This is a genomic window from Pseudomonas sp. B14(2022) (assembly GCF_012030485.1).
Classification (GTDB): domain Bacteria; phylum Pseudomonadota; class Gammaproteobacteria; order Pseudomonadales; family Pseudomonadaceae; genus Aquipseudomonas.
The window spans coordinates 275,303-301,581 of sequence record NZ_JAAUVM010000007.1 but is presented as its reverse complement, the minus strand read 5'-3'; the positions used below and the strand labels follow the sequence as shown (position 1 = coordinate 301,581).

22 protein-coding genes and 3 pseudogenes are annotated in these 26,279 nt (G+C 60.3%); 15 read left to right on the top strand and 10 right to left on the bottom strand.

What is annotated here, in order from left to right; translation table 11 throughout:
* Nucleotides 1-141: 141 nt before the first annotated feature.
* Entirely contained in the window at nt 142-444 is a 303-nt protein-coding gene (locus HCF10_RS13845) for a transposase (protein ID WP_237683118.1), read from the bottom strand.
* A gap of 470 nt (nt 445-914) precedes the next feature.
* On the opposite strand from HCF10_RS13845, the gene HCF10_RS13840 reads away from it, so the two are divergent.
* The 3 genes from HCF10_RS13840 to HCF10_RS13830 all read left to right on the top strand — a co-directional run bounded on the left by HCF10_RS13840 (nt 915) and on the right by HCF10_RS13830 (nt 4,329).
* Nucleotides 915-1,685, top strand: coding sequence for a DUF4198 domain-containing protein (locus HCF10_RS13840; RefSeq protein ID WP_237683117.1), 771 nt, complete (start codon nt 915-917; stop codon nt 1,683-1,685).
* Nucleotides 1,686-1,713: 28 nt separating this feature from the next.
* Nucleotides 1,714-2,919 carry a DUF1624 domain-containing protein gene (locus tag HCF10_RS13835; protein ID WP_167655757.1) on the top strand — a complete coding sequence of 402 codons (1,206 nt, stop codon included), beginning with the start codon at nt 1,714-1,716 and terminating at the stop codon, nt 2,917-2,919.
* 69 nt (nt 2,920-2,988) lie between these two features.
* Complete coding sequence (locus HCF10_RS13830; RefSeq protein ID WP_205885688.1) at nt 2,989-4,329, top strand: OprD family porin; 1,341 nt, start codon at nt 2,989-2,991, stop codon at nt 4,327-4,329.
* A gap of 7 nt (nt 4,330-4,336) precedes the next feature.
* Here HCF10_RS13830 and HCF10_RS13825 read toward each other — a convergent pair whose 3' ends face one another.
* The 3 genes from HCF10_RS13825 to HCF10_RS13815 form a co-directional block, all read right to left on the bottom strand.
* On the bottom strand, nt 4,337-5,161 hold the full coding sequence (locus HCF10_RS13825; protein WP_145336238.1) for a 5'-nucleotidase, lipoprotein e(P4) family: 825 nt from the start codon (nt 5,159-5,161) through the stop codon (nt 4,337-4,339).
* A gap of 135 nt (nt 5,162-5,296) precedes the next feature.
* Nucleotides 5,297-6,505 (bottom strand): DUF1835 domain-containing protein, encoded by a 1,209-nt coding sequence (locus HCF10_RS13820; RefSeq protein WP_131698222.1) that lies wholly within the window; start codon nt 6,503-6,505, stop codon nt 5,297-5,299.
* A 310-nt stretch (nt 6,506-6,815) separates the two neighbouring features.
* Nucleotides 6,816-7,892: an aldo/keto reductase gene (locus HCF10_RS13815; RefSeq protein ID WP_131698221.1), complete on the bottom strand. Its 1,077-nt coding sequence runs from the start codon at nt 7,890-7,892 to the stop codon at nt 6,816-6,818.
* Between the two features lie 164 nt (nt 7,893-8,056).
* Between HCF10_RS13815 and HCF10_RS13810 the strand changes: the two are divergent.
* The 6 genes and pseudogenes from HCF10_RS13810 to HCF10_RS13785 all read left to right on the top strand — a co-directional run.
* A pseudogene (locus HCF10_RS13810) lies at nt 8,057-8,271 on the top strand (ABC transporter ATP-binding protein); the annotation flags it as partial.
* Nucleotides 8,268-8,517, top strand: a pseudogene (locus HCF10_RS13805) (ABC transporter permease); the annotation flags it as partial. The pseudogenes HCF10_RS13810 and HCF10_RS13805, both read left to right, overlap by 4 nt.
* Before the next feature lie 134 nt (nt 8,518-8,651).
* Nucleotides 8,652-9,611, top strand: a complete 960-nt coding sequence (locus tag HCF10_RS13800) for a cysteine synthase family protein (RefSeq protein ID WP_167655755.1) — start codon at nt 8,652-8,654, stop codon at nt 9,609-9,611.
* Nucleotides 9,598-10,164: a phosphoribosyltransferase family protein gene (locus HCF10_RS13795; RefSeq protein WP_167655754.1), complete on the top strand. Its 567-nt coding sequence runs from the start codon at nt 9,598-9,600 to the stop codon at nt 10,162-10,164. Before HCF10_RS13800 ends, HCF10_RS13795 begins: the two co-directional genes overlap by 14 nt.
* Before the next feature lie 55 nt (nt 10,165-10,219).
* Entirely contained in the window at nt 10,220-11,101 is an 882-nt protein-coding gene (locus tag HCF10_RS13790; RefSeq protein ID WP_337782123.1) for a DMT family transporter, read from the top strand.
* Nucleotides 11,098-12,351: an ATP-grasp domain-containing protein gene (locus HCF10_RS13785; protein WP_145336230.1), complete on the top strand. Its 1,254-nt coding sequence runs from the start codon at nt 11,098-11,100 to the stop codon at nt 12,349-12,351. The genes HCF10_RS13790 and HCF10_RS13785 overlap by 4 nt, the downstream gene beginning before the upstream one ends.
* 3 nt (nt 12,352-12,354) lie before the next feature.
* On the opposite strand, the gene HCF10_RS13780 is transcribed toward HCF10_RS13785, so the two are convergent.
* On the bottom strand, nt 12,355-13,407 hold the full coding sequence (locus HCF10_RS13780; RefSeq protein ID WP_145336227.1) for an L-idonate 5-dehydrogenase: 1,053 nt from the start codon (nt 13,405-13,407) through the stop codon (nt 12,355-12,357).
* A 14-nt stretch (nt 13,408-13,421) separates the two neighbouring features.
* Entirely contained in the window at nt 13,422-14,195 is a 774-nt protein-coding gene (locus HCF10_RS13775) for a glucose 1-dehydrogenase (protein WP_167655752.1), read from the bottom strand.
* Nucleotides 14,196-14,330: 135 nt separating this feature from the next.
* Here HCF10_RS13775 and HCF10_RS13770 point away from each other — a divergent pair, with 135 nt between their 5' ends.
* Together HCF10_RS13770 and HCF10_RS13765 are read left to right on the top strand one after the other, a co-directional pair.
* Nucleotides 14,331-15,203 carry a LysR family transcriptional regulator gene (locus tag HCF10_RS13770; RefSeq protein WP_167655763.1) on the top strand — a complete coding sequence of 291 codons (873 nt, stop codon included), beginning with the start codon at nt 14,331-14,333 and terminating at the stop codon, nt 15,201-15,203.
* A gap of 90 nt (nt 15,204-15,293) precedes the next feature.
* Nucleotides 15,294-16,226, top strand: a complete 933-nt coding sequence (locus tag HCF10_RS13765) for a pyridoxamine 5'-phosphate oxidase family protein (RefSeq protein ID WP_167655751.1) — start codon at nt 15,294-15,296, stop codon at nt 16,224-16,226.
* A gap of 352 nt (nt 16,227-16,578) precedes the next feature.
* On the opposite strand, the gene HCF10_RS13760 is transcribed toward HCF10_RS13765, so the two are convergent.
* On the bottom strand, nt 16,579-16,854 hold the full coding sequence (locus HCF10_RS13760) for a DUF6124 family protein (protein WP_167655750.1): 276 nt from the start codon (nt 16,852-16,854) through the stop codon (nt 16,579-16,581).
* Between the two features lie 372 nt (nt 16,855-17,226).
* Here HCF10_RS13760 and HCF10_RS13755 point away from each other — a divergent pair.
* Nucleotides 17,227-17,631 (top strand): annotated as a pseudogene (locus tag HCF10_RS13755) (RidA family protein).
* Between the two features lie 105 nt (nt 17,632-17,736).
* Here the strand turns inward: HCF10_RS13755 and HCF10_RS13750 are convergent.
* From HCF10_RS13750 to HCF10_RS13740, 3 genes are all read right to left on the bottom strand, one after another.
* The gene (locus HCF10_RS13750; protein WP_167655749.1) at nt 17,737-19,257 is read right to left on the bottom strand and encodes an ArnT family glycosyltransferase; all 1,521 of its coding nucleotides are present in this window, start codon (nt 19,255-19,257) and stop codon (nt 17,737-17,739) included.
* Complete coding sequence (gene arnT / locus HCF10_RS13745) at nt 19,257-20,912, bottom strand: lipid IV(A) 4-amino-4-deoxy-L-arabinosyltransferase (RefSeq protein ID WP_167655748.1); 1,656 nt, start codon at nt 20,910-20,912, stop codon at nt 19,257-19,259. Before arnT ends, HCF10_RS13750 begins: the two co-directional genes overlap by 1 nt.
* A 188-nt stretch (nt 20,913-21,100) precedes the next feature.
* Nucleotides 21,101-21,775, bottom strand: a complete 675-nt coding sequence (locus HCF10_RS13740) for a histidine phosphatase family protein (RefSeq protein WP_131698282.1) — start codon at nt 21,773-21,775, stop codon at nt 21,101-21,103.
* Nucleotides 21,776-22,049: 274 nt separating this feature from the next.
* On the opposite strand from HCF10_RS13740, the gene HCF10_RS13735 reads away from it, so the two are divergent.
* From HCF10_RS13735 to HCF10_RS13725, 3 genes are read left to right on the top strand one after another with little or no spacing between them, the layout of a single operon-like run.
* On the top strand, nt 22,050-22,709 hold the full coding sequence (locus tag HCF10_RS13735; RefSeq protein ID WP_131698210.1) for an ABC transporter ATP-binding protein: 660 nt from the start codon (nt 22,050-22,052) through the stop codon (nt 22,707-22,709).
* A complete protein-coding gene (locus HCF10_RS13730; RefSeq protein WP_167655747.1) occupies nt 22,706-25,168 on the top strand; it encodes an FtsX-like permease family protein in 2,463 nt (820 codons plus the stop codon). Before HCF10_RS13735 ends, HCF10_RS13730 begins: the two co-directional genes overlap by 4 nt.
* The gene (locus tag HCF10_RS13725; protein ID WP_131698208.1) at nt 25,158-26,219 is read left to right on the top strand and encodes a lipocalin-like domain-containing protein; all 1,062 of its coding nucleotides are present in this window, start codon (nt 25,158-25,160) and stop codon (nt 26,217-26,219) included. The genes HCF10_RS13730 and HCF10_RS13725 overlap by 11 nt, the downstream gene beginning before the upstream one ends.
* Nucleotides 26,220-26,279: the final 60 nt, after the last annotated feature.

Below are 26,279 nucleotides of genomic sequence, written 5' to 3'. Positions count from 1 at the left end.
GCCTGACCAGCGCGGCTTTGAGCTTGTCCCTTTCAGGATTTGCTCTGCCTTGGCGCTGGCGCCAGGCGTAGAAGCTACTGCGGTTGACCCCAAACGCCCGGCAACACCTTTTAACGCCGTACCGCTCGTCCAGCTCATCGATCAACGTGAATGATCTTTGGCGTCCAAAAGCAGGAGAGCACTGGCCTTTTTTAGAATTTCGATATCCAGGTCTTTTTCTCTTATCAGAGCTTTGAGCCTCTGGATTTCTCGTTGATCAGCAGTAATCGCCTTGGCCCCTACCGGGGTCGAGCCCAAGCGTTCTTTTTGCACTTGATCGACCCAGCGGCGCAGTGCTGTGGGGCCGATATCCAGGGTGGCACAGACTTCGGTAGCCGGCTGACCTTCATCCAACACCATGCTGGCAGCCTTGAGCTTGAACTCACTCGAATAAGATTTACGCATATCCAAACACCTCAGATTTGGGCGCTATCATAGCGCCCGATTGAAGTGTCCAAAATCATTAGGCCAGTTCAGCTTGCCCCCGATGGCGGTCTGTCAGTTGACCCCGCTTTATGGGGTGAGCCGGTTCAAATGTGGGAGCTGGCTTGCCTGCGATGCAGGCACCTCGGTACATCAGGTACACAGCTTTCCGCAGAACGTGGAAACGATCAAAGCTCACTGCTTTTGCACCTCAATTGGACACACCCACTCGTAGTCTTGGCTAAACGCCTCATCTCGACGCAACCCGCATAAAACACTTTTTTGGACCCTTAAACAGTGGTCTGCGCCGATCCGTGGGCGCAATTCGGCGCATACCGCAAAAGGGCCTGCGTTGTAATGCGTGCAGAGTGAGGGAGCGCAGGGCTGTGCGGTGTTTTCCAGCCGCGACAGCCTTGTGTTGAACACCACCAATCGGAGCGAAAAAAATGCGAATGAGCAACGCAAAAGCACTGTTGGGTTATGGGGCGTTCATGCTGGCAACCGCCAGCGAGGCGCATCAGATTTGGTACGAGCAACTTCCCGGCCAGCCCCTGGCCTTGTACTACGGGGAATATGACAAGAACGTGCTGGAGGTCACGCCGGGGGGAATGGACCGGTTCAGGCAACTCCAGGCGTGGTCGATGGCCGACCGGTCGGCACCGCTGCAGCTGAGCCTGCAACGCCAGGCGTTCATGCTGGCTGAGCAGCCCAGTCCCGAGGATTCGTTGCTGGCGCAAGACCTGCACTATCCGATGTTCGATGTGCATGAAGGCGCCAAGACCTTGAAAGCCGCTTGGACGCCGGCCACGCGTTGGGTCGGTGACCTGCGTGCCCGTAGCCCGGAGCTGATCCTGGATATCGTGCCCACCGGCGTTGCCGATGCGGGCCGTGCGCAGTTCCGGGTGTTCTTCGCGGGCAAGCCGCTGACGGGCCAGGAAGTGATGCTGGAAACCGCCTCCGGTGAAGTCTTCAAGCAGCGCAGCGATGCCGCCGGCAACGTCAGCTTCGAGCTGCCCTGGCAGGGCACTTACGTGGTGGCCGTCGAGTACCAGGACAACAGCCCTGGCGAGCGTCTTGATCCGGCGGGTAAACCCGAGCGGTTTGACGTCAAACGCTTCAGTTCGACGTTGTCGTTCCACCGCCAGCAAGGCCAGGCGCCGTTACCTCGCGCGCCGTCGCAACTGCCGGCATCGGAAGTCGCCAGGCTGAAAAAGTCAGCCTGATTCATTGCCTCCTTCATGAGTGATTGATATGACCCTTTCTTCAGGATTGGCCGGTCAGGCGGGCACTGTTGCGCCGACGCTTGCCCGCACGAACGTCACGGCGGCCACGCGCATGCTGGCTATCGATGCGCTGCGTGGTTTTGTGATGCTGTTGATGCTCATCGACCATGTGCGCGAAACCTTCTTGCTGCACCGACAGGTCACCGACCCGATCGATGCCTTGAGTGTCACCCCGGACTTGTATTTCACCCGTATGCTCAGCGAGATCTGCGCCCCGGCGTTTATCTTTCTGACGGGCTTGTCGGCCTGGCTCTACAGCCAAAAACACAGCGCCCGCGAAACCTCGGTGTTTTTGCTCAAACGCGGTCTGTTCCTGGTGTTCCTGGAAATCACCTTCGTGTGCTTTGCCTGGAACGCCGAGTTCCCGCCCAAGACGTTATGGCTTCAGGTGATCTGGTGTATCGGCCTGTGCATGATCGTGCTTGCCGGTTTGCTGCACTTCAAACGTGCCTGGCTGATCGTGCTGGGGGTGGCGATTGTTGCCGGGCATAACCTGCTCGATGGCGTGACAGTCGGGCCGGAGTCGCCGTTCTTCGTGCCCTGGTCGATCCTGCATCAGCGGGTGTTTATCGACATTACCGAATTCACCCGCGCCCGCACGACTTACCCGATATTGCCGTGGATCGGTGTGATCTTGCTGGGCTGGGGCATCGGCCCGTGGTTTGGCAAGGCGATGCCGTCGGCGGAGCGTATCTCCCGCCTGGTCAAGCTGGGTACAGGCTTGCTGGTCGCGTTTGTGTTTATCCGCTACCTCAACGTGTATGGCGAGAAACCCTGGGTGCAGACCGGTGATGCATTGCGCACCTTCATGAGCTTCATGAGCGCGAAGAAATACCCGCCGTCGCTGATGTTCCTGATGCCCACCCTGGGCCTGTCGCTGCTGTTGTTGGCACTGTTCGAGAAATGGCAGTCCCGCTGGGCTACCGCGACCCTGGCGATCTACGGTGGGGCGCCGATGTTTTTCTACTTGCTGCACCTCTACGTGCTCAAGGCCATGTACCTGGTCGCGCTGGCGATCTGGGGCGCTAACCAGGGCACGTACTACGGTTTTGACGACCTGCCGGTGGTGTGGTTGTGGAGCGTGATACTCGGGGTGTTGCTGTTCTTCCCGACGCGCTGGTTCGCCGGCCTCAAACAGCGTCGTCGCGACATCGCGATTCTCAAATACCTCTGACGGAACCAACGGTGTTCTGCGCCCTGCGGAACACCTTTGCCTGACACGTTCTGGAGTCAAACCGTGAAGATGCTATCGACCCGCACCCTGCTATTGGCACTGGGAGGGCAGAGCCTGCTCGCCTTCGCCGCCGAACAAGACACCGCCAAAGGCTTTATCGAGGACAGCCAGTGGAACCTGCTCAACCGCAGTGTCTACGACCGCCGCGACTACCAGCATGGCGCCCTCAGCAACGGCGCTCGCAACGCCTACAAACCGCGATCCCAGCGCAGCGACCTGGCGGAGGAATGGGCCTATGGCCTGATGGCTGACTACGCCTCGGGTTTCACCACCGGCACCCTGGGTTTTGGCCTGGATGCACACGTTTATTCCGCCTGGCAACTGGACAGTGGCGGTGGACGTGCCGGGAAGGCACGGCTATTGGGGGTGGACAATGACGGCCACCCCAAGGAGCAGTTCAGCCGCGGTGGTGCAGTTGCCAAACTGCGCTTTTCCTCAACCGAATTGCGCTATGGCGAGCAGCGGGTGAAAACCCCGGTGTTTGCCTCGTCCGACAGCCGCTTGCTGCCCGAAACCGCGACGGGATGGTTGTTGACCAGCCGCGAGTTGCCGGCCACCACCCTGTTCGCTGGGCACTTCAATGAGAGCACCGACCGCAACGCCAGCAGCCATGACCGAGGATTTGTCGTCAACTATTCCAACGGCAAGCAAGGCGATCGCTTTGACTTGGTGGGCATACGCAATACGGCAATCAAGGGGCTGAGCGCCAGCATGTTCAGTGCTGTCTATGAAGACACCTGGCGCCAGCATTACTTGGGGGCGGTCTACACCCGGCCGCTGCTTCCCGGCCAGGCACTGACCGTTGACCTGAACCTGTATCGCACCCAGGACACCGGCAAGGCGTTGTCCGGGCGCATCGATAACACCACATGGAGCCTGCTCTCGACGTATCGGTTCGGTGCCCACAGTGTGGGCGTGGGCTATCAGAAAGTCAGTGGCGACACGCCGTTCGACTACGTGACGCGCGGGGCGATTTACCTGAGCAACGCCGTGGCGCTGTCCGATTTCAACGCCCCGCGGGAGGCCTCGTGGCAGGCGCGCTATGACTTGGACCTAACGGGCCATGGCATGCCCGGCCTGAGCCTGGCGGCGTTGTATGTACGCGGCAGTGGTATCGACGGCCGCCACATGGATCCTGGCGGCGGCTACCCATGGCTCGGCTACGGTGATGGGGGCAAGCATTGGGAGCGTGACCTGCAAGCACGTTACGTGGTGCAGTCCGGTGTCGCGAAAAACCTCGCCTTTACCCTGCGCCACGCCGTGCACCGGGGCAATGCGGCGCAGGCGGAGCTGGATGCCAACCAGATCCGCCTGGCGGTCGAGTACCCGTTGGGCGGGCGCTTGCACTAGTCCGGCGTTACTCCTGCAACTGCAACGCCTGCTGCTTGAGCTGGCGTTTCTGCGCGAACGGCAGCTTTTCATCATCCCCATAGGGCGCGCTGTACCAGTTGCCATAGGTCGGGTTGGGCAGCAAAAACCAGCGCTGCCCGAGCCAGTTCACATAGGGTTCGACGGCCTTGCGCTGGGCCTCGAGGGTGTTGTGTTCGGCCTGGACGAAATCCCCCAGGGAATCACCGGCCATCAACAGCACGCGAGCCTGGCTGGCGACCCATTGGCGGCGGCAGTTCTTGCCGTAGCCGGCGCTTTCGCAGTGCCCGGTAGGCGTGCTGGCGGCGAGCACCTGTTGATTGCTCTCCACCGGAAAACCGCGCAGGCGCAGGTTGGCCACAGTGGCCGCGACCTGGCTGTGTTCGCGGTTGGTCAGGTAGTAAACCGTGATGCCTTTTTGTTGTGCCGCTTGCAGGAACGCCACGGCACCGGGGAGGGCCTGGGCATTCGCCTGGTCGACCCAGGTGTTCCAGCGGTCGTAGCCATACACCTGGTTATTGATCACGTCGCGGGCATTGAGCGGCACGTTGTCCAGCAGGGTTTCATCAATGTCTACCACCACCGCCGGCGGCAGGCCGCTGAGGTTGCGTGGGGGGAAGGGCAGCGCGTCCCAGCGGGGATCGGCCAGCGCCACGTCGAGCTGGCGGGTGGCATTGGCGAAGACCTGGCGATAGATCAACTCGTGTTCGATGGAGGTCTGGGTCCAGAGTACGGCGTCGAGCTGGTCGTTGGCCGGCGGCGTTTGTTGACAGCCTGCCAGCAGGCACAGGCTGGCGAAAATCAGGGGTCGCATGCAGAGGTCTCGCAGGGAAAGGGCGCGTGGGCGGCACATTAGCCTAATCCTGCGTTGATGCACCACCGTCTTCAGCCTGGGCGCCGATGACTACTAAAACAGCCCGCCGTGGGTGATGCACGGCGGGCTGTTTTTTTACTGCGCTCTGTACTGGGGGCGCAGAGCCTCGTCAATCGTCCAGTGCGGTTGGCCGGGCCTGATGCACGTACCGCCCACCCAGCGTTCGTGGCTGGCATGGTCGAGCCAGTACGCCTGTCCGTTGAGCACTTCATGGCCCAAGGGAGTCAGCGCCAGCGGCCGACGCGGCCAGTCCAGATGCGTCTCGGTTTCCGTCAGCAACGGCTGCTCGCCATCGATCAACGGCCGCAACAGCGCATGAAACATCATATCCCCCAGGAACGGCAGCGGGTCGCGCCTGGCCATCAGCTCGGCGAACACACGGCCAAATGGAAGCGCCCCGGCTTCGGCGAGGTAGGTCAGGGCCAGGCGTTCGGTCAGCGACAGGCCGTCCTGGGTGCCCGGCAGTTCCTGCAACTGACGCAACAGCGCCGGGGCCAGCAAAGGCAGGGCGGGGTGTTTACCATGGGCAAGCTTCGCCAACTTCGTCGGTGAGCTGTCGCAATAGGCCGACCAGGCCTGTTTGGCCAGTTGCACCGCATCGTCACCGATCAAGCGCCGCTGTGGCCATAGCCACGCCAATACATCGGGCGCCAACTGGCCGATACCGATAAAACGCTCGACACCGGGGATACGATCCACCTCGATCAGCTCCAGCTTGGGCGGCATCTGCTCCAGGCCGGCCAGGGCACGGATCAGGAACAACTGGTCATAGGCGTCCGCCTCGCACCACAGCACGCTGTGCTCGGCGCTGGCCAAGGAGTGGAGCTGATCGTATTCATCGTCGACGCGGCGCGTGACGTCCGCTGCGGGCAGGGCAAAGGTCTGGCTGATGAAAGCGCTGCGCAGGGCGCGGAATTCTGCGGTGGGTACGTCGCGCACCGGGCCCATGCATAGCGGGTCGCTCAGCATGTGGAAGTGGCCCTTGAACCCGGCAATCTGAAGGCTATGGGCAATGTCATTGCCGCAGCGCCAGTGGGTGGTGCGTGCTTCGTCGCTGGCGGCAAAGTCGGGATGGCGGGCGGCGAAGTCAATGGCGTCGACATGGGCCTTGAGCTTGGGCCAACTGCTGAAACCCAGTTGCCTGGCGATCTCCCACTGAGCCTGGGACAGGGTGGCGCTGGGGTCCTGGGTTTTCAGCTGCCGCAACAATTCCTTGGCGCGCTTGCGCTGCTGCTCAAGGTTGAGACGGCCATCGGTGTTGGAGGATACAGGGCGTTGCGACATACGATCTCCTTGCACAAACCTTTTCCGCTTTAAGGTTGGGAGTCGTAGAAATGAGGTGGAGCTTGACTGTCTTGGGCGCAACCCTTTCCGCGGAAGGTGGCGTAGAGAGCGCCAGGCGGGAAATATAGGCACTGCGGCGTTTGATTGCAAATCAGGCTTGGGATCAAAGCCGTACTCTTTTTGGGGTTGGTACGGGATTAAATGTGGGAGGGGGATTTGCCCCCATGTCAGTCAGTGAAGACGTAGAAAGGGCCAAAAGTAACCTGTGGTGAGGGAACAAGCGCCCTCGCCACAGGTACGCTGTTCTGGATTATTTGTCCTTGCGTGCATCCATGGTTTTCTGGTGCTCGGCCAGGAACGGCTGCTCTGCCGGATCGAAGCGATCAATCCCGGCAGTAAAACGATGCCAGTACGGATACAACGGTTGGCGCCGTGTCACCGCTTCAATGCGCGCGAACTGTTCTTCGGTGAGTTTCAACTCTGTGGCCGCCAGGTTGTCGCGCAGATGCGCTTCAGTGCGGGCACCGACGATCAGGGAGGTAATCCCTGGACGGTCCTTGAGCCAGGCCAGGCAGGTGCGCGCCACCGACACGCCCTGTTCATCGCCCACGGCGGCGAGGGTCTCGATGATGTCCAGCGCACGTTCCTGGTCATGTACGTAGGGTTCGGGCCAGCCGCTGCCCTGGCGGGTATTGGCCGGTGGTTGCTGTCCGCGTCGGGTGGAGCCGGTCAGCAGGCCTTCGCCCATCGGCCCCCACACCAGAGTACCCACGTGCTGGTCCAGGGCCAATGGCAGCAACTCGTACTCGGCCTCGCGGGATTCCGGCGTGTAGTAGATCTGCTGGGTGATGGGCTTGAGCATGCCGTGCAATTCGGCCTTGCCGAGGGTTTTCATCATCTGCCAGGCAGTAAAATTGCTGGTGCCGAAGTAACGGATTTTCCCCGACCCTACCAACAGCCGCAGGGCTTCGAGGGTTTCCTCGATGGGGGTCATGCCGTCCCAATTGTGCAATTGGTACAGGTCGATATGGTCAGTGCCCAGGCGCTTCAAACTGGCCTCGCAGGCGCGAATCAGGTGGTAGCGCGAAGAGCCTGAGTTATTCGGGTTCTTGTCCACCGGGCTGCGGCCCTTGGTGGCCAGCAGGATATCGTTGCGCTTGTCGCCCAGAGCTTTGCCGACGACTTCTTCGGCCAGCCCATGGGAGTAGAGGTCGGCGGTGTCGACCATATTCACCCCGGCGTCGAACGCGATATCGAACATGCGCCTGGCCTGGGGCACGTCTACCGACCCGCATTTTTCAAACTCGGCGCGACCGCCAAAGGGCACGGTGCCGAGGATGATTTCGGATACCAGCAGGCCCGAATGGCCCAGTTGTCGGTATTGCATGTCGTCTCCTACTTAACGTTGAACCTGAAGTTCTGAACGACGTGGGTGACGATAGTTTGAATTTTTTCATGAAAACTTCTCGCGCGGGCCTCACCATTACGCCCAACAGGTTTTAAGAGGAACACCGCGTCCATGCGCGCACTGATCGAGACCCACGCCCTCACAAGGCAGCCGATTTTTTGACGAAGAACGCGTTGGACCTGTCGGGTGGCGAGGCCTAGGTGGTCTCGCTGATCCGCACCCTGCAACTCAACCCCGAGGTGCTGCTGGACGAACCCACCACCGCCCTCGACCCCACGACCTCGACCAGGCCCGGCGCATGAGCGACATCCACTGGCAGATGAGTGCCGGGGTGTTGAGCGAGGCGGCCCAGCCGTGAACTATCAGAACCTCACCGCCCTGGACATGGGCATCGCTGCTTCGCTGATCCTGGTCAACGGTGCGCACCGCGGTGCAACTGTTGGCCATCGGTTACCTGCTGGGATGGGTGTTCGAGTTCGCCTACTGGTATGTGGTACTGCCGTTGATGTGCGCAATGACCCTGATCGCCGGGCTGTCGGCGGCGGGGCGTGGGCGTCGCACGTACCGTGGGCAAAGGGTCGACAGCATCCTAGTTCTTGCAGGGATTGTTTGCAGGAAAATCCTACACTCAGGTCGCTACTTCGAGCTTGAAACTACCTATCCGTTCGGCTAGCTATTTGTCTGGGAAGTAATCTGTTAGCGTTCAAGTATTCTATGTCGAGGATAGGGGGCTTCAGAATGGAGCTCGCAGATATTGGTGGTACGCCACTTATAGAGTTGAAAACACTCTCGATAAATGGCAACAAGGTTTTTTCTAAGTGTGAGTTTTTGAATCCCTCAGGAAGTCACAAGGACAGGACTTATCTAAATATTGTTAGCCGATTGGAAGAGGCCGGCGTCATTTGGCCGGGCATGACCTTGATAGATTGTTCTACCGGGAATGGTGGAGCAGCACTTGCGTGGATCGGAAGGCTAAAAGGCTATAAGGTTAAAATCTTTATGCCAGAAGGTATGACTGAGGAACGGAAAGCTCAAATACGCTCTTATGGGGCTGAAATAGTTGAAACGCCAAGAGAAGGTTTTTTATCAGAAGCCGTACTCCGAGCCAAACGTTATCAAGCGGAGAACTCGGCGAGAGAAAGTTATTTTCTGGACCAGTCCAGCAATTTATTGAACAGGCAAAGTTGGAAGGTCTGTGGTGAAGAAATAGTACGGGACCTGAAGGTGCATGGCGTAGTACCTGATTTTTTTGTTTGCTCGATAGGCACGGGTGGAACGTTTTCTGGTATTGCTGAGGTCTTGAAGCGAGAGTACAGCGAAATTAGAACCGTAGGGCTTGAAGTCAATAATTCTGCTCCATTGTTTGCAGAAAGGCATCACTTGGCTTTTGAACATCGCCCTCATAATTTAATGGGGCTCGGTGCCGGAGTCTTGTCAGCTAATACAATCTCTGAACTCGTTGATGAGGTCCGAGTGATTGAAGGCTCAGACGCATGGGCTCGAATGAGGCTCTTTATTGACGAAGAAAAAATCCCAATTGGCCCGACCTGTGGTGCGAACTTGCTGGTCTGCGATGAGTTTGCACGAACATTCCACAAAAAAAATATAGTCACCTTGTTTTTTGATAGTTCATGGAAGTACGCAAGTCGCTGGGATGGTGTTTATCCAGAATACAGTGAGGTGAATGATGTTACTTGAAGAGGTTTATAGGAATGCCAGAGTTGTGAACTCTGGTGCAGCATTGACTACCGTAAACGAGTTTACTGATCAAATTCCGGCATTAAGGCCGGAGGTATTAATGGAGGTGGCTCAAAAAATCGTTAGGCTCATGGATTTTAATGTTTCAAAAATTGTAACTGAAGAAGATAAAGGTGCTGCGCTTGCTACGACGGTCTCTTTGCTTACAGGTATTCCTATGGCAATGGCGAGATGGTATTCCTACAGTCTGGGGGGTATCAATGAGCAGGTGGTTAATGTGCAGTCAGAATATTTTCAAGGAAGTATGTATCTTAATGGCGTTAATGCTGGTGATCGCGTAACTCTTATTGATGATACGTTGAGTACTGGTGGTGCAGTGATTGCGCTGGTCAATGCAGTGAAAGGTGCTGGTGGCGAATTAGTGGACGTTATTTGTGCCGTTGAAAAGGTGGGGAATAATGGCGCTGAAAAGGTTAAAAAACAAACAGGTATTGATGTGAAAACCATTATGAAAATAGTGGTTAGAGACGAAGGTGTGAACGTGATTTCATAGGTCGGTATTTTTTCGGTTGATAGATATGCTTAGGGTGGGCGTAATAATTGGCTTGGTGTTTTGCTTGCTCAGTGCAGCATTCGATGTGTATGTCGCTTATGTCACGCAATCGATCAATACGCTGATCGTTGTTTTTTATTGTTTTGCAACGTCGGCAGTGTTTTTTATCGTGTGCGCACTGTATCGCGATGCAGGTTCTTTGGTTTCAAAGTTTAGATCCTGTTGGCCGTTTGTCTTTATCGTCAATATTGCAGTTCTACTCAACTGGGGAGGCCTGTTTTACGCGTTGCGTTATTTAGAGCCAGCAGTGGTCGGAGTCGCCTCAGTAGCCTGCGGCCCTGCCTTCACGTTGATTATCTCGCTGCTGACTAAACGCGGTGCTAAGGCTGCCTTCGCAGATACGCTGGTTTCATGTCTGGTGCTCACGTCGGTAGGGATCATGTTGTTCAATTCATTTGCCGGTGACAGCGGTGTGGTCGCTACTACCGTGGAGGAGCGACTGTTGGGTATTGGCAGCGTCATGGTTTGCGCGTTGGGTACCGTCATTTACACGGTTTTCTCCAAGGAGATGTTCGCTCGCCATTGGTCTGTCCATGAAATACTGGCTGTCAGGAGCGTGGCGATGATTGGTGTCTGCGTCATCGCAATTCCTGCTTCCGAGGTGAGTTTTTCGCTCGACCGCGAATTGATTCTGCCGATGGTGGTTCTGGTTGTGATCGGGCATTTGTTGCCGATTTACCTGGTTCAGAAAACCATCTACTACCTCACACCCATCCATGTCTCCCTGGTTTTGCTGACACTTCCTGTCTTTGTACTGTTACTCCAATATCTGGATACCAGAGTGGAGTTTTCCATGACCAGTGTGGTGGCGGTCAGCGTCATTGTGTTGTTGCTTTCGGGTCGGGCGATGTATGCAATCAGGAAGGAGGCAACATGATTAGAGTGGTCGTGGTTGATGGTTTCTCTTCGGGAAAATTTGTGGCGAAGCGGTTGAGTGAAAAAGGTTGTGTGCTCATGCATGTGGCGTCAACGGGAGCCTTGGAGAGTTACTACTACAAGGGCTTCGATCCTTCGATTTATGAGCAGATGATTGTCAATAGCAATATGACGACTACCTTGGCGGGCGTCGAATGCTTCAAGCCTGACTTCATCATCGCCGGTGCCGAAACCGGTGTGCTCCTGGCTGACCTATTAAATGAAGGACTGCAACTGCCCTATCGTAATGACTTCGACAGGACCAACGCCCGCCGAAACAAGTACGACATGATTCAATGTGTTTCCCAGGCTCAGTTGCCCGCACCCCGACAGTTCGTTGCAGGCAGTTGGGCGTTGGCCGACGGCTGGATCAAAGACCATGGGCACTTTCCTGTCGTGGTAAAACCCCTCGACAGCGCAGGCGCCGATGGTGTGTTCATCTGCGCGGATAGGCAGGCCTGCGAGACTGCGGTGGGCAAGCTGTTGGGAGCAACGAATAAGCTGAACCTGCCTAATACGCAGGTGCTGATTCAGGAGTACCTGGCGGGGACGGAATATGTGGTGAATATGGTTTCACTCAATGGTCAACAGCTTGTTACCGAGGTCGTGAGGTACCAAAAACAGCGCACAAAAGAGGGCGGCGTACTCTATGACATCGATGAGCTGATCGGACCAGACTCATCGGTTTACCCGGTGCTGGTGGATTACACTCGGGCAGTGGTGCGGTGTCTGGGTATTCGCAACGGCCCCAGTCATGCAGAAGTCATGTTCACCGCAGAGGGGCCGAAACTGGTAGAAGTTGCTGCACGAACCGACGGTATTCTGCGTCCCGGTGTATCCAGGCAAACCACCGGTCTGGGGCAGATTGAAGCTGTGGCTTTATCCATCGCCGAGCCGGAGTTTTTTGCGCAATTGCTGGCAAGGGAGGCCGACTATCCACTGTTGCAACATACCTATAATGTCTGCCTGATCAACCGTTCAAATGGCTGTTTCGATAAGGATCTATTTTTGAAAGAGCTGCTCAAACTTGAGTCGTTCTTCGATGCAGTTTTCTACGTCGACAATGGACAACAAATGGGTGCGACGCAGGACGTGTTCAGTCAGCCGGGGACGGTGTATCTGGTTCATGTCGATCCTAAGGTGATCGCCGCAGATTACCTTAGGATTCGCGCACTTGAGGTCGAGGGGGGGTATCTGACCGAAAGCGGGTAGGCCTTACTCCACGTCCGCCACGCCAAAATCCAGCACCACTTTCATCGCCTGAGTCTTGTCCGCCGCCAGTTCAAACGCCTGCACCGCCTGCTCGAACGGCACCGTGTGGGAGATCACCGGGCGCACGTCGATGATCTGGCGATTGAGCAAGTCCACCGCCTGGGCAAATTCGCTGTGGAAGCGGAAGGTGCCGCGCAGGTCGATCTCGCGGCTGACCAGCAGGTTCAGCGGCAGCGACACCTCACCGCCCAAGCCGACAGTGACCAGCACGCCGCGCGGGGCGATGCAGTCCAGGCCGTTACGCAGGGCCTGGGCGCTGCCGGAGACTTCGAACATCACCTCGAAGTAACCCTTTTCGGCGGTGTAGCGCTTGAGCGCGTCGACGCCGTCGACGATGTTGTGGGTGCGCGTGGCGCCCATTTTTTCCGCGCAGGCCAAGGCGCTGGCGGACAGGTCCACCGCGACGATTTCAGCGGCACCGGCGGCGCGCAGGCTGCCGATCAGCAGGTTGCCGATGGGGCCGCAACCGGTCACCAGCACGCGCTTGCCGAACACTGCGCCGGCCCGTTGGATCGCATGCAACCCCACCGACAACGGCTCGGCCAGTGCACCTTCGGCGAGGCTGACGTGATCGGCCAGCACATGGGCCTGATGCGTCTCGATCACCAGGCGCTGGCGAAACGCGCCCTGGATATGCGGGAAGGGCATCGCGCTGCCGTAGAAGCGCATGTCCAGGCAATGGTTGGGCAGGCCTTGATGGCAATAACGGCAAGCGCCGCATGGACGCGACGGCGATACGGCAATGCGCTGGCCGACCTTGAACCGGCCGGCGTCCGCGCCCACGGCGTCGATCACTGCCGACACTTCATGGCCGAGCACCATCGGCTCGCGCAGGCGCACCGTGCCGAAGCCGCCGTGCTGGTAGTAGTGCAAGTCCGAGCCGCAGATACCGCCGCGGGCGATGCGCACGCGCAGTTGCTCGGGGCCCAGGGTGTGGGGTTCGTCCTGGGGGCTGACCCGCAGGTCTTTTGAGGCGTGGCAGACAATGGCGTGCATAAGGTTCTCCAGGGTTACAGCGACGCGGTTATACCACCGTCGACATAGAGGATATGACCGTTGACGAAACTCGCGGCATCGCTGGCCAGGAACACCGCCGCACCGGCCAACTCGGCTACGTCGCCCCAGCGGCGGCTCGGCGAACGTTGCACCAGCCAGTCGCTGAACTCGGGGTTGGCCACCAGGTTGGCGTTCAACTCGGTCTTGAAGTAGCCGGGGCCGATACCGTTGACTGTCAACCCGTGCGGGCCCCAGTCGATGGCCATGCCCTTGGTGAGCATCTTCAACGCGCCTTTGCTCGCCGCATACGGCGCGATGCCGGGGCGGCCCAATTCGCTTTGCACCGAACAAATATTGATGATGCGCCCCCGCTTGCGCGGGATCATCGCGCGCGCCACAGCCTGGCCCACGAGGAAGGCGCTGTCGAGGTTGGTGCTGATCAGTTCGCGCCAATGCTGCTCGCTGTAGTCTTCCAACGGCCCACGGCGCTGCATGCCGGCGTTGTTCACCAGGATGTCCAAGGGCCCGAGGCGTTCCTCGATAGCGGCCACGCCGGCTTGGATCGCCGCGCTGTCGGTCACATCGAACGCTTGGGTGTGCACCTCCAGGCCCTCAAGGGTCAGCAGCGCGGCGGCGTCGCGCAACGTGCTGCGGTTACGCCCGTTGAGCACCACCCGCGCACCGGCCTGGGCCAGGCCTCGGGCGATGGCCAGGCCGATACCGGCACTGGAGCCGGTGACCAGCGCCAGCCGGCCATCGAGGCGAAAGGTGTCTAAAACGCTTGGCATGGGCATATTTCTCCGGGCGTGCTTGTGATAATCAAAACGTTGGCTGATGGGCTTAACTTCACGCCGGTATAGGGCGCAGGTCCAATGTTCATTTATGATCGGCTGATCAATATCCGTGATAACCGGGGAGGCTGGATGGAACTCAAGCACTTGCGCGCCTTTGTGGTACTGGCCCAGGAGCTGCATTTCGGCCGGGCGGCGGCGCAGTTGTCGATTGTGCAACCGGCGCTGAGCATGCAGATCAAGCTGCTCGAAAGTGGCCTGGGCGTACGCCTGCTGGACCGCAATCGCCACTCGGTGACCTTGACCGATGCCGGTCGGGTGTTCCTGCCCGAAGCCCAGGCGACCCTGCACCAGGCCGCGCGGGCGGCGGATGCAGCACGAGCCTCCAACCGGGGGGAAATCGGCCGGGTGCGCCTGGGCTTTGTGTCGTCGGTATTGCCCCAACTGTTGCCCGAGTTGATCCGCACGGTGCATCAGCGCTACCCGCGGATCGAGCTGGAGCTCAAGGACATGCCCGGCCCTGATCAAGCCGCCGCGTTGAAAAATGGCCGCCTGGATTTCGGCTTGATGCGCCTGCCCGCCGCCAACCCTGGGGTGCAGACCCGCGTGGTGTTGCGCGAGCCGTTCTGCGTGGCCTTGCCGATGGATCATCCGTTGGCCACGCAGGATTCGATCCAGCCCGGTGACCTGCTCGACGTGCCGGTGTACATCCTCGCGCGGCGGTATGCGCCGGGGTTCTACGACGAATTTATCCAGGCCGTGGGCATCCCCCTGCAGATCGCGTCCGAACTGGGCGAGTTCACCACCATGCTCGCGCTGGTCTGCGCCGGGTTGGGCGTTGGTGTATTGCCACAGCAGGCCGCGCGGGCGTTACCAGCCCATTGCGTTTCGCGGCCGCTGGTGTTGGGAGCGTTCCAGGCCAGCACGGGATTGGCCTGGACCGAGTTGGACAGCGCAGTGAAGACCACGCTGTTTACGCTGATCGTCGAATTGTTTGGCGAGTGATTGTTTCACCCGCTGAAATGCTGGATTGTAAAAACCTGGTAATTCCAGTGATCGGCGCCGCATCAGGGCATTCAACTTGAGGTGATCACCATGAACCCCGTCGAACAGTCTCCCTGGCATGCCGGTGAACGGCAGTTACAAGCAGCGGTCGGCGTGGCCGAGCGCATGGCCGTGGTCGGGCCCAAGGTGATACGCGATCACCTGCCGGAGCAGCATCGGGATTTCTATCCCTTGTTGCCGTACCTGGTGCTCGGCGTGGTGGATGAACAGGGGTTTCCTTGGGCGACGATGATCGAAGGTGCGCCGGGGTTTGCCCATTCACCCGATCCTCATACCTTGCAGATTGACAGCCTGCCGTCGGCCAGCGACCCGGCTCGGGCCGCTTTGCACAAGGGAGCCGCTGTGGGCCTGCTCGGCATCGACCTGAACACCCGTCGCCGCAACCGTATGAACGGCCGTGTCGGCGCGCTCGATCACGATGGCTTATCGGTCGATGTGGTGCAGAGCTACGGCAATTGCCCCAAATACATCCAACTGCGGCCGGTCGATGGGATCGCGCGTAAACCCGGCACGAAAGTCGAGCACATGGACGGCCTCGACGGCGCCGCCCAAGCGATGCTCCGCAACGCCGACACCTTCTTCGTCGCCAGCTACGTCGAGGTCAACGGTGAACGCTCGGTGGACGTTTCCCATCGCGGCGGCAACACCGGCTTTGTGCGCGTGGAGGGCAATGTGCTGACCATCCCGGATTTTGCCGGCAACCTGTTCTTCAACACCCTGGGCAACCTGGCGGCCAACCCGGTGGCGGGGTTGTTGTTTATCGACTTTGAATCGGGCGACGTGCTGCAGATCGCCGGGCGTACTTCGTTGATCCTCGACGGACCTGAAGTCGCCCGCTTCGAAGGCGCGCAGCGGCTATGGACGGTGACCGTGGACCACGTGGTCCGCCGCCCGGCGGCGTTGGCGTTACGGTGGCAGTTCGAGGCGTTTTCGCCGTTCAGCCTGGCGATGGGAGGTTGGTAGCGTCAGCGTATTTATCCTGCTCGACGTAGCGCTGTGGCGCAGCAAACGGGGACCTCTGTGGCGAGCGGGCTTGTCCCGCGTTGGGCTGCGAAGCGGCCCTGATGAAGACGAATGCGGTGTGTCAGGTACGCCTCTGCGCCTGGTTTTGGGGCTGCTGCGCAGCCCAGCGCGGGACAAGCCCGCTCGCCACAGGAATGCGGTCGCCTGAAATTGTGTATGCAAGACTCACGACGTCAGGGTGAAATTTTAACCCTTTTAAATCAGTAAGTTATTTGAAGTTAAGAGCTGTCGAGCTTTAGCTCGACAACTCCCACTGGGGCTCTGCTGTGCTGCTTGAGTTTGCGCTGTGTGATCAGGCCGCCGGGCATTCCCGGTTAAGGGCTTCATCCACCAATAACGGCGCAATCTCGATCATCTGCACCACTGCCAGCACCTGCCTGCGGTTGTGACTGTCAAGACGTTCGGCGCAGTCGTACGCGCAGACCGTGGCCGATTCAAGCATCTCGCTGGCGTTACTCAAGGCGGCTTCCGTACTCAGGCCGGGACGGACGGTGAAGATGACATCGGGGGGTATTTGCGGATTGTCATCCGAGGTGGATGTCGGGGGATTGGGTGTGACTTTCTTCATGGCGAAGCTCCTATGAATGAGCACCTCCATTTCGCTACCACACGAAGTCAGGAGGCGACTGTACACGGGGTGGTAGACCGGTCATAGAAACCCGGCAGGCCGAAGCCTCCCATGCACAGCCGCCACAAAGCAGCCCGCACAAAAAAACGCCCTTGAGCGTTTTGGGGTCTATGAAAGAACTGGGCTACCACACCCATTCGCTGAATTTGCAGCGACCCGCGAAGGTTAGCGGCGAGGTGGATCAGACGCAACCCGAAAGTTGCGTAAGAGCGGTCCGATGGACCTGCTCATCTTCATCACCCAAAGCCCTCTCCTGGAGACGTAAAACTTTTAACGTTAGCCTTGCACTCCTACCGACAACAAGGACGCGTCATGCAACCCAAGGTCATCAATCCCAAGAGCGTATTCAACTCCTTGCAATACGGCTTCAGCCAAGCCATCGAAGTGCCTGATGGCCGGCGTATTCTGCTTTCCGGCCAGGTAGGTGTGGACGCCCAGGAGCGTACCGTGGGTCCAGGCATGGCCGAGCAAACCGCTACGGCGTTGGACAATATCGAAAGGATCCTGGCCGAGGTCGAGGGTGACTTGTCCCATGTGGTGATGCTGCGGCTGTATATCGTCGAATCCGCGCGTGATCAGCAGGAACTCATAGCCCGGGCGCTCCGTGAGCGCTTCCCCCATAACCCGCCGCAGTAGTCCTGGATTATTGTCAGTGGGCTTTCGTTGCCGGAGTGGTTGATCGAAATAGAGGCGGAGGCGGTGGTTCCACCGAAATAAGGCCACAAAAAGCCTGTTCACCCCAAAACCTGTTTGCCATGATCAAGCGGCTCACTGTCCCCACGCCCCGCCCAGCGCGGTACAAGCACACCTGATACGCAGCTATCAGCGTGACGCAGGGATAAACGCGACACTGCCCTCGTCACGCTTGTGAAACAGCCGCTCGCCATTGTCCGGCCGGGTCGTGATCACCTGATGATCCGCACCCAAATACGCCAGCGGCGTCGGATCGTCCTTGGAGAACTGCGCGACGATGATCGTACGTTGCGGGTCAAAGCCTTGGCCGCTGGTTTTTTCCAGCCAGGCCATGAAGGCGGCTGTGTCACCCTGGCGGGGAAAGTCCTGGGTCTCGGCGATGTAGTAGAACGGCTTGCCGCCATTTTGCAGGTACATCGGGACCTTGTTGTCGACTTCCACCAGCACCATCTGCCATTGGTTCCAGGGCGCGCTTTTCACGGCCTCGGCTTGCACATCTTCGGCGAAGCGGGTCACGCCGCCGTTGCCGTTAGACCAGGGATAGGCCACGCCGAGTATCAACAGCATGAGTGCGGCAGCGATCCCCAGACCCTTCTGCCAGCGCGGCCAGATGGCGGGCTTTTTCAACACGCGCTCGCTCAGCCACCACGCCGCCAGCAATTGGGCAAAGGGCACCAGCGGCAGCACGTAGTAGCTGCGCCGGCTGCCGCTGGCGGTGAAGAACACAAACAGCAGGCCCAGGCCCCACATCAGCCAGCGCGCGTTCGGCGCGGTGTGGCGCCAGTGCCGCACGGCCAGCCACAGGCCGAGCAACCAGCACGGAGTCCAGGGCAGCGTGTAGGCGGGCAGGTAGATCAGGTAGGTGTAGATCGGCCCCATATGGTCGAACGGGTCGAAGAAACGCACCACGTTTTCCCGGAACACCAACGCCAGGCCGCTCGCGCCATAGGTCGGTGCGCCGTAGACGTGCGACAGCACGAACGGCACCGCATACACTGCGGCGGCGATCAGCACGGCCAGCACCAGGCGCAGATTGAGGTGGCGCTTGTAGCGTTGCTCGCCGAGCAGGTGCGGCAACAGCACGAGGCCGGGCAGCACAAAGCCGATCAGGCCCTTGAACAAAGACGTCAGGGCCAGCAACAGGAAAAACACCGTGTAGCGCCACAGCCGCGTGTCGTCGGGGCCACGCCAATACCAGGCGACGGCCGCCAGCACGCCGCACACGGTGAGCACATCCGCCGTGGCCACGCGTGCCCAGAACAGGAAGTAGAACGTGGTGGCGAGCATCCAGCCGGCGATCAGCCCCGTGCCCTTGCGGAACAGGCGTTCGCCGATCAGGTACACCAGCCACACACTCAACCACGCGCCGATCACCGACGGCAGGCGCAACGACCAGGGACCAAGGCCCCCCATCAGGTGGGCCGCGCCGGTGATCAGCCAGTAGGAGGGCAGGGGTTTGTCGTAATACGGCAGGCCCTTGAGGTACGGGTCGAAATAGTCACCGCTCTGCAGCATCTGCAAGGCGATATTCGCCCAGCGGGTTTCCGGGCCCCACAGGTCACGCGCGCCCAGGCCGGTGAGCAGCAGCAGGGCCGAGACGCCCAGCAACAGCAGCAGGGCGCCGCGTTCGGTCTTGAAATAACCCGGCATCATGGCGCCTGCGGGTAGAGGATAAGTTCCAGGTAGCCCTTGTGATAGCGTTTGCCTCCGGGCGGCAATTGCCCGGCCTCGCGCATTTCACTGGTGCTGTTGACCCGCAGCAGCACGCCGACCGAGCCGTGCTGGCGTGCTTCTTTGAGCCAGCCCTGAACCTGTTCCAACCCCACTTTGCGTTTTACGGCACCAGCGTACTGCAAGCCGTAGCGCAACTCGCCTTCGGTGTCATACAGCACCACGTCGGCGCGTTGCAGGCGCCAGGCCAATGCGCTGGCGCTCTCCAGTTCATTGCTCAGCAGCGCGTGGGTGTGCTGCAACTCATCCAGATGCTCCAGCACAAATTGGTCGGGCATTTCGTTATCCGCGATCTGCGCCGGCATGCTCGCCGGCAGCAGGATCACCAGCAGGCCGATGCCCAGGGCCGGCATCGCCCACAACGTCAGCGGACGCAAGGCCTGCAGCAGGTTGGCAAGGATCCAGCCCAGCAGCACGATAAACGCCAGCGACAGGCTGAACATCTCGGCATGGCTGTTGCTGTACAGCGGCCTGGCGATTTGCAGGTAGATCAGGCCGACCATGGCGGCCATGCCGATCACGAAGTTGAACAGGCCATTGAGGCACAGGGCTTGGGTTTTGCCTTGGCTGACCAGGTCGCTCAAGGTATGCCCCATCAGCAACGCCAGGGGCAGCAGGCACGGCATGATGTAGGTCGGCAGCTTGCCGTTGCTCAGGCTGAACAAGCCCAGGGGCAACAGCAGCCACAGGGCCAGGAAGGCGATCGCCGGGTGGCGCTTTTCTTTCCAGGCCTGGTGCAGGGTGTTGGGCAGCAGCCCGGCCCACGGCAGGCAAGCCACCGCCATGATCGGCAGGAAGAACCACCAGGGCCGCACGTGTTGCGCGTTATCGGCACTGAAGCGGCGGATGTGTTCATTCCAGAAAAAGAAGCGCCAGAAATCCGGTTCCTGAGTGTGGACCGCCAGCACCCAGGGCAAACACACCAGCACGGCCACGCCGATTGCCAACGGGCCATACCGCAGCAGCTCGCCCAGGCGCCGTTGCCAGAGCATATAAGGCACGGCAATCAGTACCGGCAGCGCCCACGCCAGGAAACCCTTGGTCATGAACCCCATGGCACAGGCGAATCCCAGCACGGCCCAGGCGCCCAGACGGCTGCGCAGGAGGCTGCTGTCGAGGGCAAACCACAGCGCCACCAGGCTCAGGTTGACCCACAAGGTGAATTGCGGATCGAGGTTGGAGTACCCCGCTTGCCCGGCCACCAGGCCAAAGCTCAGGTAGAGCAGGGCGCAGGCGAAACTCTTGCGTGGGTCGTTCCACAGGCGGCGGGCGATCAGGTACGCAAGCAGCACGCTCAACCCAGTGGTCAGGGCCGAGGCGATGCGTACACCTAACAGGTTCTGGCCAAACACGGCCTGGCCCAGGGCGATCAGCCAGTAACCGGCAGCGGGTTTTTCGAAATAACGGATGCCCATGAAGTGCGGCGCCACCCAGTTGCCGCTCAGGAGCATCTCCTGGCTGATCTGGGCGTAGCGGGTTTCATCCGGTATCCACAAACCGTGCAGGCCCAGGGGCAATAGATAAAACGCGACGAAGGCCAGTAATAACACCGGCAGGGGTTTCAGGCGGGTCATGAAAACGTCGCTCCCTGACGCCTGATGGTAGTTTTTTCAACTAATGAAGTAATGGCGAAAGTCGTCACAGCGTTCACTAAGTAACAGGAAATAGTCATAACGACCTTAATTAAAGGGCGCAACTAAACATGCCAGAACAGGGCTGTCTTTTTGCTGAACATAGGCCGTAGGGGCGGGAAGGGAATGACTTAGATTTGTTTAAGTGCGGCTGGCCAATCCTGGTTTTTCATGATGCCCAGGGCCTTGAACTTGCCGTTGGCCAGCACCTGTACGAACAGCGCGCTGCCGTACTCGGAAAACTTGGCGTGGGGGAAGCCCAGGGCGGTTTCGAAGTCGGCAATGCAACCGCTGTGGGTGACGAAGACGAGGTTGCGCCCGGGTGCTTTGTGGCTGAGTAATTCTTCGCCCATGGCCGTGCCGCACACGGCCTGCTGGCCGGAGGTCAGCTCGTTTTTGCCGAACATGAAACGTAAGGTCTGGGCGGTGCGAATGGCTGGACTTGCGAGCACGTCGCTGCCATCCATACCCAGTGTTTTAAAGGCTTTCCCAAGTTTTTCAGCGTGTTGGCTGCCATTGATCGTCAAGCCTTCCACCGGCCCCAGGCATGGATTGGACGAGCGATCGCAACGCTCTTCATGGCGTACCAGCACGATCAGGTCGCCATCGCGCCAGAGCGGCAGCACCTGGGAACTCAACAAGCGATTGCCCACGCCCAGGTCTTGTGGTGATGAAGGCCAGAACAGGCTGCCGGTAATGAGCAAGGCGACCACCACGATCCCCAGCCAGAGGGTTTGCCAACGCTTCAGAAAGGCCCGGCGTGAGCGTGGTTTGGTCAGGGTAAGGTCAACCACTTCATTCACCATGGTCACTGTCGGCAATATTGTATTCATGAGGCGCAACTTGTCGGCGAGTGCCCGAAGTGAAGCGGGAGGCTGTCACAGGGCGGCTGTCTTTTCGCTGAACATGCTGCAGTTAAAAGTTGCCAGGCGTGGTAACTAACAAGTTGCCGACGAATGACGTTTGGCCGGTAATTTAAAGGGCGGTGGGTGGGCAACCGGTGAAATCAATGTGAAAAATTTGCGTGACGTGAATCCTTAGCCGTTATTCTCGATTGCCAGCCATCAGACGAGTGTTGCCATGTTGCAGGTGCAAGGTGTCTTTAAAAGCTACGCCACTCCCCAAGGCCCGCTGCCGGTGTTGGCGGGGGTCGATTTGCATCTGAGCGAGCGCAGCAGCCTGGCCTTGATGGGCGAGTCCGGCAGCGGCAAGAGCACCTTGCTGCACCTGGTGGCCGGGCTCGATCGGGTGGACGGCGGCACTATCCAGGTGGGCGAGCAGCGCCTCGACCAGCTCAGCGAGGCGCAACTGGCCCACTGGCGGCGTACCGAGATCGGCCTGGTGTTCCAGCAGTTCAACCTGATCGGCAGCTTGCGTGTCGACGACAACCTGGCATTCCAGGCCCGCCTGGCGGGGCGTTTTGATCCGCAGTGGCAGGCGCAATTGGTCGAACGCCTGGGCCTGGGGGACTTGCTCAAGCGCTATCCGGAACAACTCTCGGGCGGCCAGCAGCAACGGGTGGCGGTCGGACGGGCGTTGGCCTCGCGCCCGGGTTTGCTGTTGGCCGACGAACCCACCGGCAACCTCGACGAAGCCACCAGCGACGAGGTGCTGCAACTGCTGCTGGACCTGCTGCGCGACAGTCCCACCAGCCTGTTGATGGTCACTCACAGCCCACGCATCGCCGCCCGCCTGGACCGGCAAGTGGTGCTGCATCATGGAAAGGTCCTGCCGACGTGAGCGTGTTTTACTGGACCATGCGCGCCTTGCTCAGCCATTGGCGACGCCATCCGGTGCAGTTTTTCAGCGTACTTACCGGCCTGTGGCTGGCCACCGCGCTGCTGACCGGGGTGCAGGCCCTCAACAGCCAGGCCCGTGACAGTTACGCGCGCGCCAGCCAATTGATCGGCGGCGAACCCCAGGCCAGCCTCAGTGCGCCGGACGCCGCCAGTTTCCCGCAAACGCTGTTTGCCCAACTGCGCCGCGCCGGGTGGCCGGTGTCGCCGGTGGTGCAGGGGCGGCTGCAACTCAAAGGGCATGAGGATGTGCGCCTGCAGTTGATGGGCATTGAGCCGCTGTCGTTGCCCGGCAGCGGCGCGGTGGCGGGGCAGCGCTTGAGCCAGGCGCAGATGCTGGCCTTCTTTGAACCGCCGGGGCGTACCTGGATTGCGCCGCACACCTTGCAGGCCCTGGGGCTGCGCGCAGGCCAGCAACCGCTCACACTGAATGGGCAGCGCCTGCCACCGTTGCAGGTCCAGGCGGATATGGCGCCCGGCCTGTTGCTCACCGATATCGGTTTTGCCCAGCCGCTGCTGGAGATGCCCGGCCAGCTCTCGCGCCTGCTGGTGGACAAGGCCTTCGCCGCTCGCCATCCCACACCGCCCGCCGGGCTGCAACTCAAGCAGGGCGAGGAGAATAACCTCGCGCGGTTGACCGAGAGCTTTCACCTGAACCTTGATGCGTTGGGCTTCCTGTCGTTTGTGGTGGGGCTGTTCATTGTGCACGCGGCCATCGGCCTGGCCCTGGAGCAGCGGCGGGGGTTGTTGCGCACGTTGCGCGCCTGTGGGGTGAGTGCGCGGATGTTGATCCTCGGCCTGGGGGTGGAGTTGGGGGCGTTGTCGCTGCTGGGGGGCGTGCTCGGCGTCGCCAGCGGTTACCTGCTGGCCAGCCTGTTGCTGCCGGATGTGGCCGCCAGCCTGCGCGGCCTGTATGGCGCCGAGGTACCGGGCCAATTGAGCTTGAACCCAGGGTGGTGGGCAGCGGGGCTGGGCTTGAGTTTGCTCGGTGCCTTGCTTGCCGGCGCCAGCAGCCTGTGGCGCGCGGCACGTTTGCCGTTGCTGGCGCTGGCCAATGCCCAGGCCTGGCACGAGGCCCATGGGCGCTGGTTGCGGCGCCAGGGCTGGGTCGCGGCTACGGCCTTACTGATCGCGTTGTTGGCGTTATGGTTGGGCGATAGCCTGGCGGCGGGCTTTGTGTTGATGGCGGGGTTGTTGCTCGGCGCCGCCCTGGGGTTGCCGGTCGTGCTCAATGGGCTGTTGAAGGTCGTATTGGGGCGCAGCCGTTCGGTACTCGGCCAGTGGTTCCTGGCTGACTGCCGTCAACAACTGCCGGCCCTGAGCCTCGCATTGATGGCGCTGCTGTTGGCCCTGGCCGCGAATATCGGCGCGGGCTCCATGACCTCGGGCTTTCGCCACACTTTCAATAACTGGCTGGAGCAACGCCTTATCGCCGAGCTGTACCTCAACCCGCAAAACCCGGCCCAGGCAGAACACCTCGGTGCCTGGCTGGCGCAGCAACCGTTGGTACAAACCGTGTTGCCCACCTGGCAGGTCGCGGTGCAATTGCAGGGCTGGCCGGCGGATCTGTTTGGCGTGGTCGACGACCCGACCTACCGTCAGCATTGGCCGCTGCTGGAAGCGGCGAGCGCGCCGTGGGACCAGTTGCAGCAAGGCGAGACCCTGATGCTCAGCGAGCAACTGGCGCGGCGGCTGGGGGTGACGCTGGGTGATACGGTGAGCATTCCCACGCCGCAGGGTGTGTGGTCGCCGACCGTGGTGGGGGTGTACGCCGATTACGGCAATCCCAAGGGCCACGTGCTGGTCAATTCCCGCCACCTGCTGGCCCACTGGCCGACACTGACGCCGGCGCGTTTCAACCTGCGGGTATTGCCGGAAAACGTGGCGCCGCTGGTGGGTGAAGTGCAGCGCGCCTTTGCCCTGGAAGACAGCCGTATCGTCGATCAACAGCAACTCAAGGGTTGGTCGAGCCAGGTGTTCGAACGCACCTTCGCCGCCACCGCCGCGCTCAACAGCCTGACCTTGGGCGTGGCCGGTGTGGCGCTGTTCATCAGCCTGCTGACCCAGAGCCAGAGCCGCCTCGGCCAACTCGCTCCGCTGTGGGCATTGGGGGTGACGCGCAGGCAATTGATGCTGCTGAACCTGGGGCAAACCTGGTTGCTGGCGGTGCTTACGCTGGTGTTGGCATTGCCCTTGGGCCTGTTGCTGGCGTGGTGCCTGGATGCGGTGATCAACGTGCAGGCCTTTGGCTGGCGCCTGCCGTTGCAAGTGTTCCCGTGGCAGCTCGCTCAATTGCTGGGGCTGGCGCTGCTGGCCACGCTGCTGGCATCGGCCTGGCCGCTGTGGCAGCTGTACCGCAGTCGTCCGGTGGATTTGTTGAGGACGTTTGCCCATGAAGATTAAGTCGTTGATGTGCGCCGTATTACTGCTGGTGGCCTGTGACAAAGTCCCTGCGCCACAGGAAAGCTTCGCCGGCCTGGGCAGTGACGCGGCCGACTTTGCCCAGGTGCTGCCCGGCAAGGTCTTCAGCTTTCCCGAGGACCACGGCCCCCACGATGGTTTTCGTATCGAGTGGTGGTACGTCACCGCCAACCTCAAGGACGCACAAGGCAATGTGTTCGGCGTGCAATGGACGCTGTTTCGCAACGCCCTCAAGGCCGAGCCGACGCAAGCCGGCTGGCACGACTCGACCGTATGGCTTGGCCACGCCGCCGTCACTTCCGCCACCCACCACTACGCCGCCGAACGCTTCGCCCGCGGCGGCGTCGGCCAGGCCGGGGCGCAGGCAGTGCCGTTCAACGCGTGGATCGACGACTGGAATTTCGCCAGCCAGCCCGGCGCCGCGAGCGCGTTGGCGGACATGCAGCTCAAGGCCAGCGGTGCGCAATTTGCCTACGACCTGCGCCTGACCTCCAGCCGCCCGCTGGTGCTGCAGGGCGACAACGGCTACAGCCGCAAATCCGACCAGGGCCAGGCGTCGTACTACTACAGCCAACCCTTTTTTACCGCCGATGGCAGCGTCAGCATCGACGGCAAGACGTATCAGGTCAGCGGCCCGGCGTGGCTCGACCGCGAATGGAGCAGCCAACCGTTGACCGCCAGTCAGACCGGTTGGGACTGGTTCTCCCTGCACCTGGACCGTGGCGAGCAGTTGATGCTGTTTCGTGTGCGGCAAACCGACGGCGCGTCCTACCTGACCGGCACCTGGATCGACCGCGAAGGCCACACCCAGACCCTGCACAACGCCGATATCCAACTGGCACCGCTGGACACAACAGCCATCGACGGACGCCAGATTCCCACACGCTGGTCGCTGAAGATTCCCAGCAAGCAGCTGGATATCACCACCCAGGCCGTCAACCCCAACGCCTGGATGAACCTGAGTATTCCGTATTGGGAAGGACCGGTGCGGTTTGAGGGTGGGGTGGGTTACCTGGAGATGACCGGTTATTAGGGTTGTTTCTGTAGGCCCAGTTTCTTCGTGAAGTAGGCAACTTCCCAAATGCAATTCAGC

What these genes read in the sequence shown, in the direction of transcription:
- HCF10_RS13815 (WP_131698221.1), bottom strand. Translation starts at nt 7,892, where the DNA reads ATGCAATACCGACAACTGGGCCATTCGGGCCTGCTGGTATCCGAAATC.
- HCF10_RS13765 (WP_167655751.1), top strand. Translation starts at nt 15,294, where the DNA reads ATGAACCCCGTCGAACAGTCTCCCTGGCATGCCGGTGAACGGCAGTTA.
- HCF10_RS13725 (WP_131698208.1), top strand. Translation starts at nt 25,158, where the DNA reads ATGAAGATTAAGTCGTTGATGTGCGCCGTATTACTGCTGGTGGCCTGT.
- HCF10_RS13800 (WP_167655755.1), top strand. Translation starts at nt 8,652, where the DNA reads ATGGAGCTCGCAGATATTGGTGGTACGCCACTTATAGAGTTGAAAACA.
- HCF10_RS13740 (WP_131698282.1), bottom strand. Translation starts at nt 21,775, where the DNA reads ATGGTGAATGAAGTGGTTGACCTTACCCTGACCAAACCACGCTCACGC.
- HCF10_RS13795 (WP_167655754.1), top strand. Translation starts at nt 9,598, where the DNA reads ATGATGTTACTTGAAGAGGTTTATAGGAATGCCAGAGTTGTGAACTCT.
- HCF10_RS13770 (WP_167655763.1), top strand. Translation starts at nt 14,331, where the DNA reads ATGGAACTCAAGCACTTGCGCGCCTTTGTGGTACTGGCCCAGGAGCTG.
- HCF10_RS13840 (WP_237683117.1), top strand. Translation starts at nt 915, where the DNA reads ATGAGCAACGCAAAAGCACTGTTGGGTTATGGGGCGTTCATGCTGGCA.
- HCF10_RS13785 (WP_145336230.1), top strand. Translation starts at nt 11,098, where the DNA reads ATGATTAGAGTGGTCGTGGTTGATGGTTTCTCTTCGGGAAAATTTGTG.
- arnT (WP_167655748.1), bottom strand. Translation starts at nt 20,912, where the DNA reads ATGACCCGCCTGAAACCCCTGCCGGTGTTATTACTGGCCTTCGTCGCG.
- HCF10_RS13830 (WP_205885688.1), top strand. Translation starts at nt 2,989, where the DNA reads ATGCTATCGACCCGCACCCTGCTATTGGCACTGGGAGGGCAGAGCCTG.
- HCF10_RS13820 (WP_131698222.1), bottom strand. Translation starts at nt 6,505, where the DNA reads ATGTCGCAACGCCCTGTATCCTCCAACACCGATGGCCGTCTCAACCTT.
- HCF10_RS13835 (WP_167655757.1), top strand. Translation starts at nt 1,714, where the DNA reads ATGACCCTTTCTTCAGGATTGGCCGGTCAGGCGGGCACTGTTGCGCCG.
- HCF10_RS13735 (WP_131698210.1), top strand. Translation starts at nt 22,050, where the DNA reads ATGTTGCAGGTGCAAGGTGTCTTTAAAAGCTACGCCACTCCCCAAGGC.
- HCF10_RS13825 (WP_145336238.1), bottom strand. Translation starts at nt 5,161, where the DNA reads ATGCGACCCCTGATTTTCGCCAGCCTGTGCCTGCTGGCAGGCTGTCAA.
- HCF10_RS13780 (WP_145336227.1), bottom strand. Translation starts at nt 13,407, where the DNA reads ATGCACGCCATTGTCTGCCACGCCTCAAAAGACCTGCGGGTCAGCCCC.
- HCF10_RS13775 (WP_167655752.1), bottom strand. Translation starts at nt 14,195, where the DNA reads ATGCCAAGCGTTTTAGACACCTTTCGCCTCGATGGCCGGCTGGCGCTG.
- HCF10_RS13750 (WP_167655749.1), bottom strand. Translation starts at nt 19,257, where the DNA reads ATGCCGGGTTATTTCAAGACCGAACGCGGCGCCCTGCTGCTGTTGCTG.
- HCF10_RS13760 (WP_167655750.1), bottom strand. Translation starts at nt 16,854, where the DNA reads ATGAAGAAAGTCACACCCAATCCCCCGACATCCACCTCGGATGACAAT.
- HCF10_RS13845 (WP_237683118.1), bottom strand. Translation starts at nt 444, where the DNA reads ATGCGTAAATCTTATTCGAGTGAGTTCAAGCTCAAGGCTGCCAGCATG.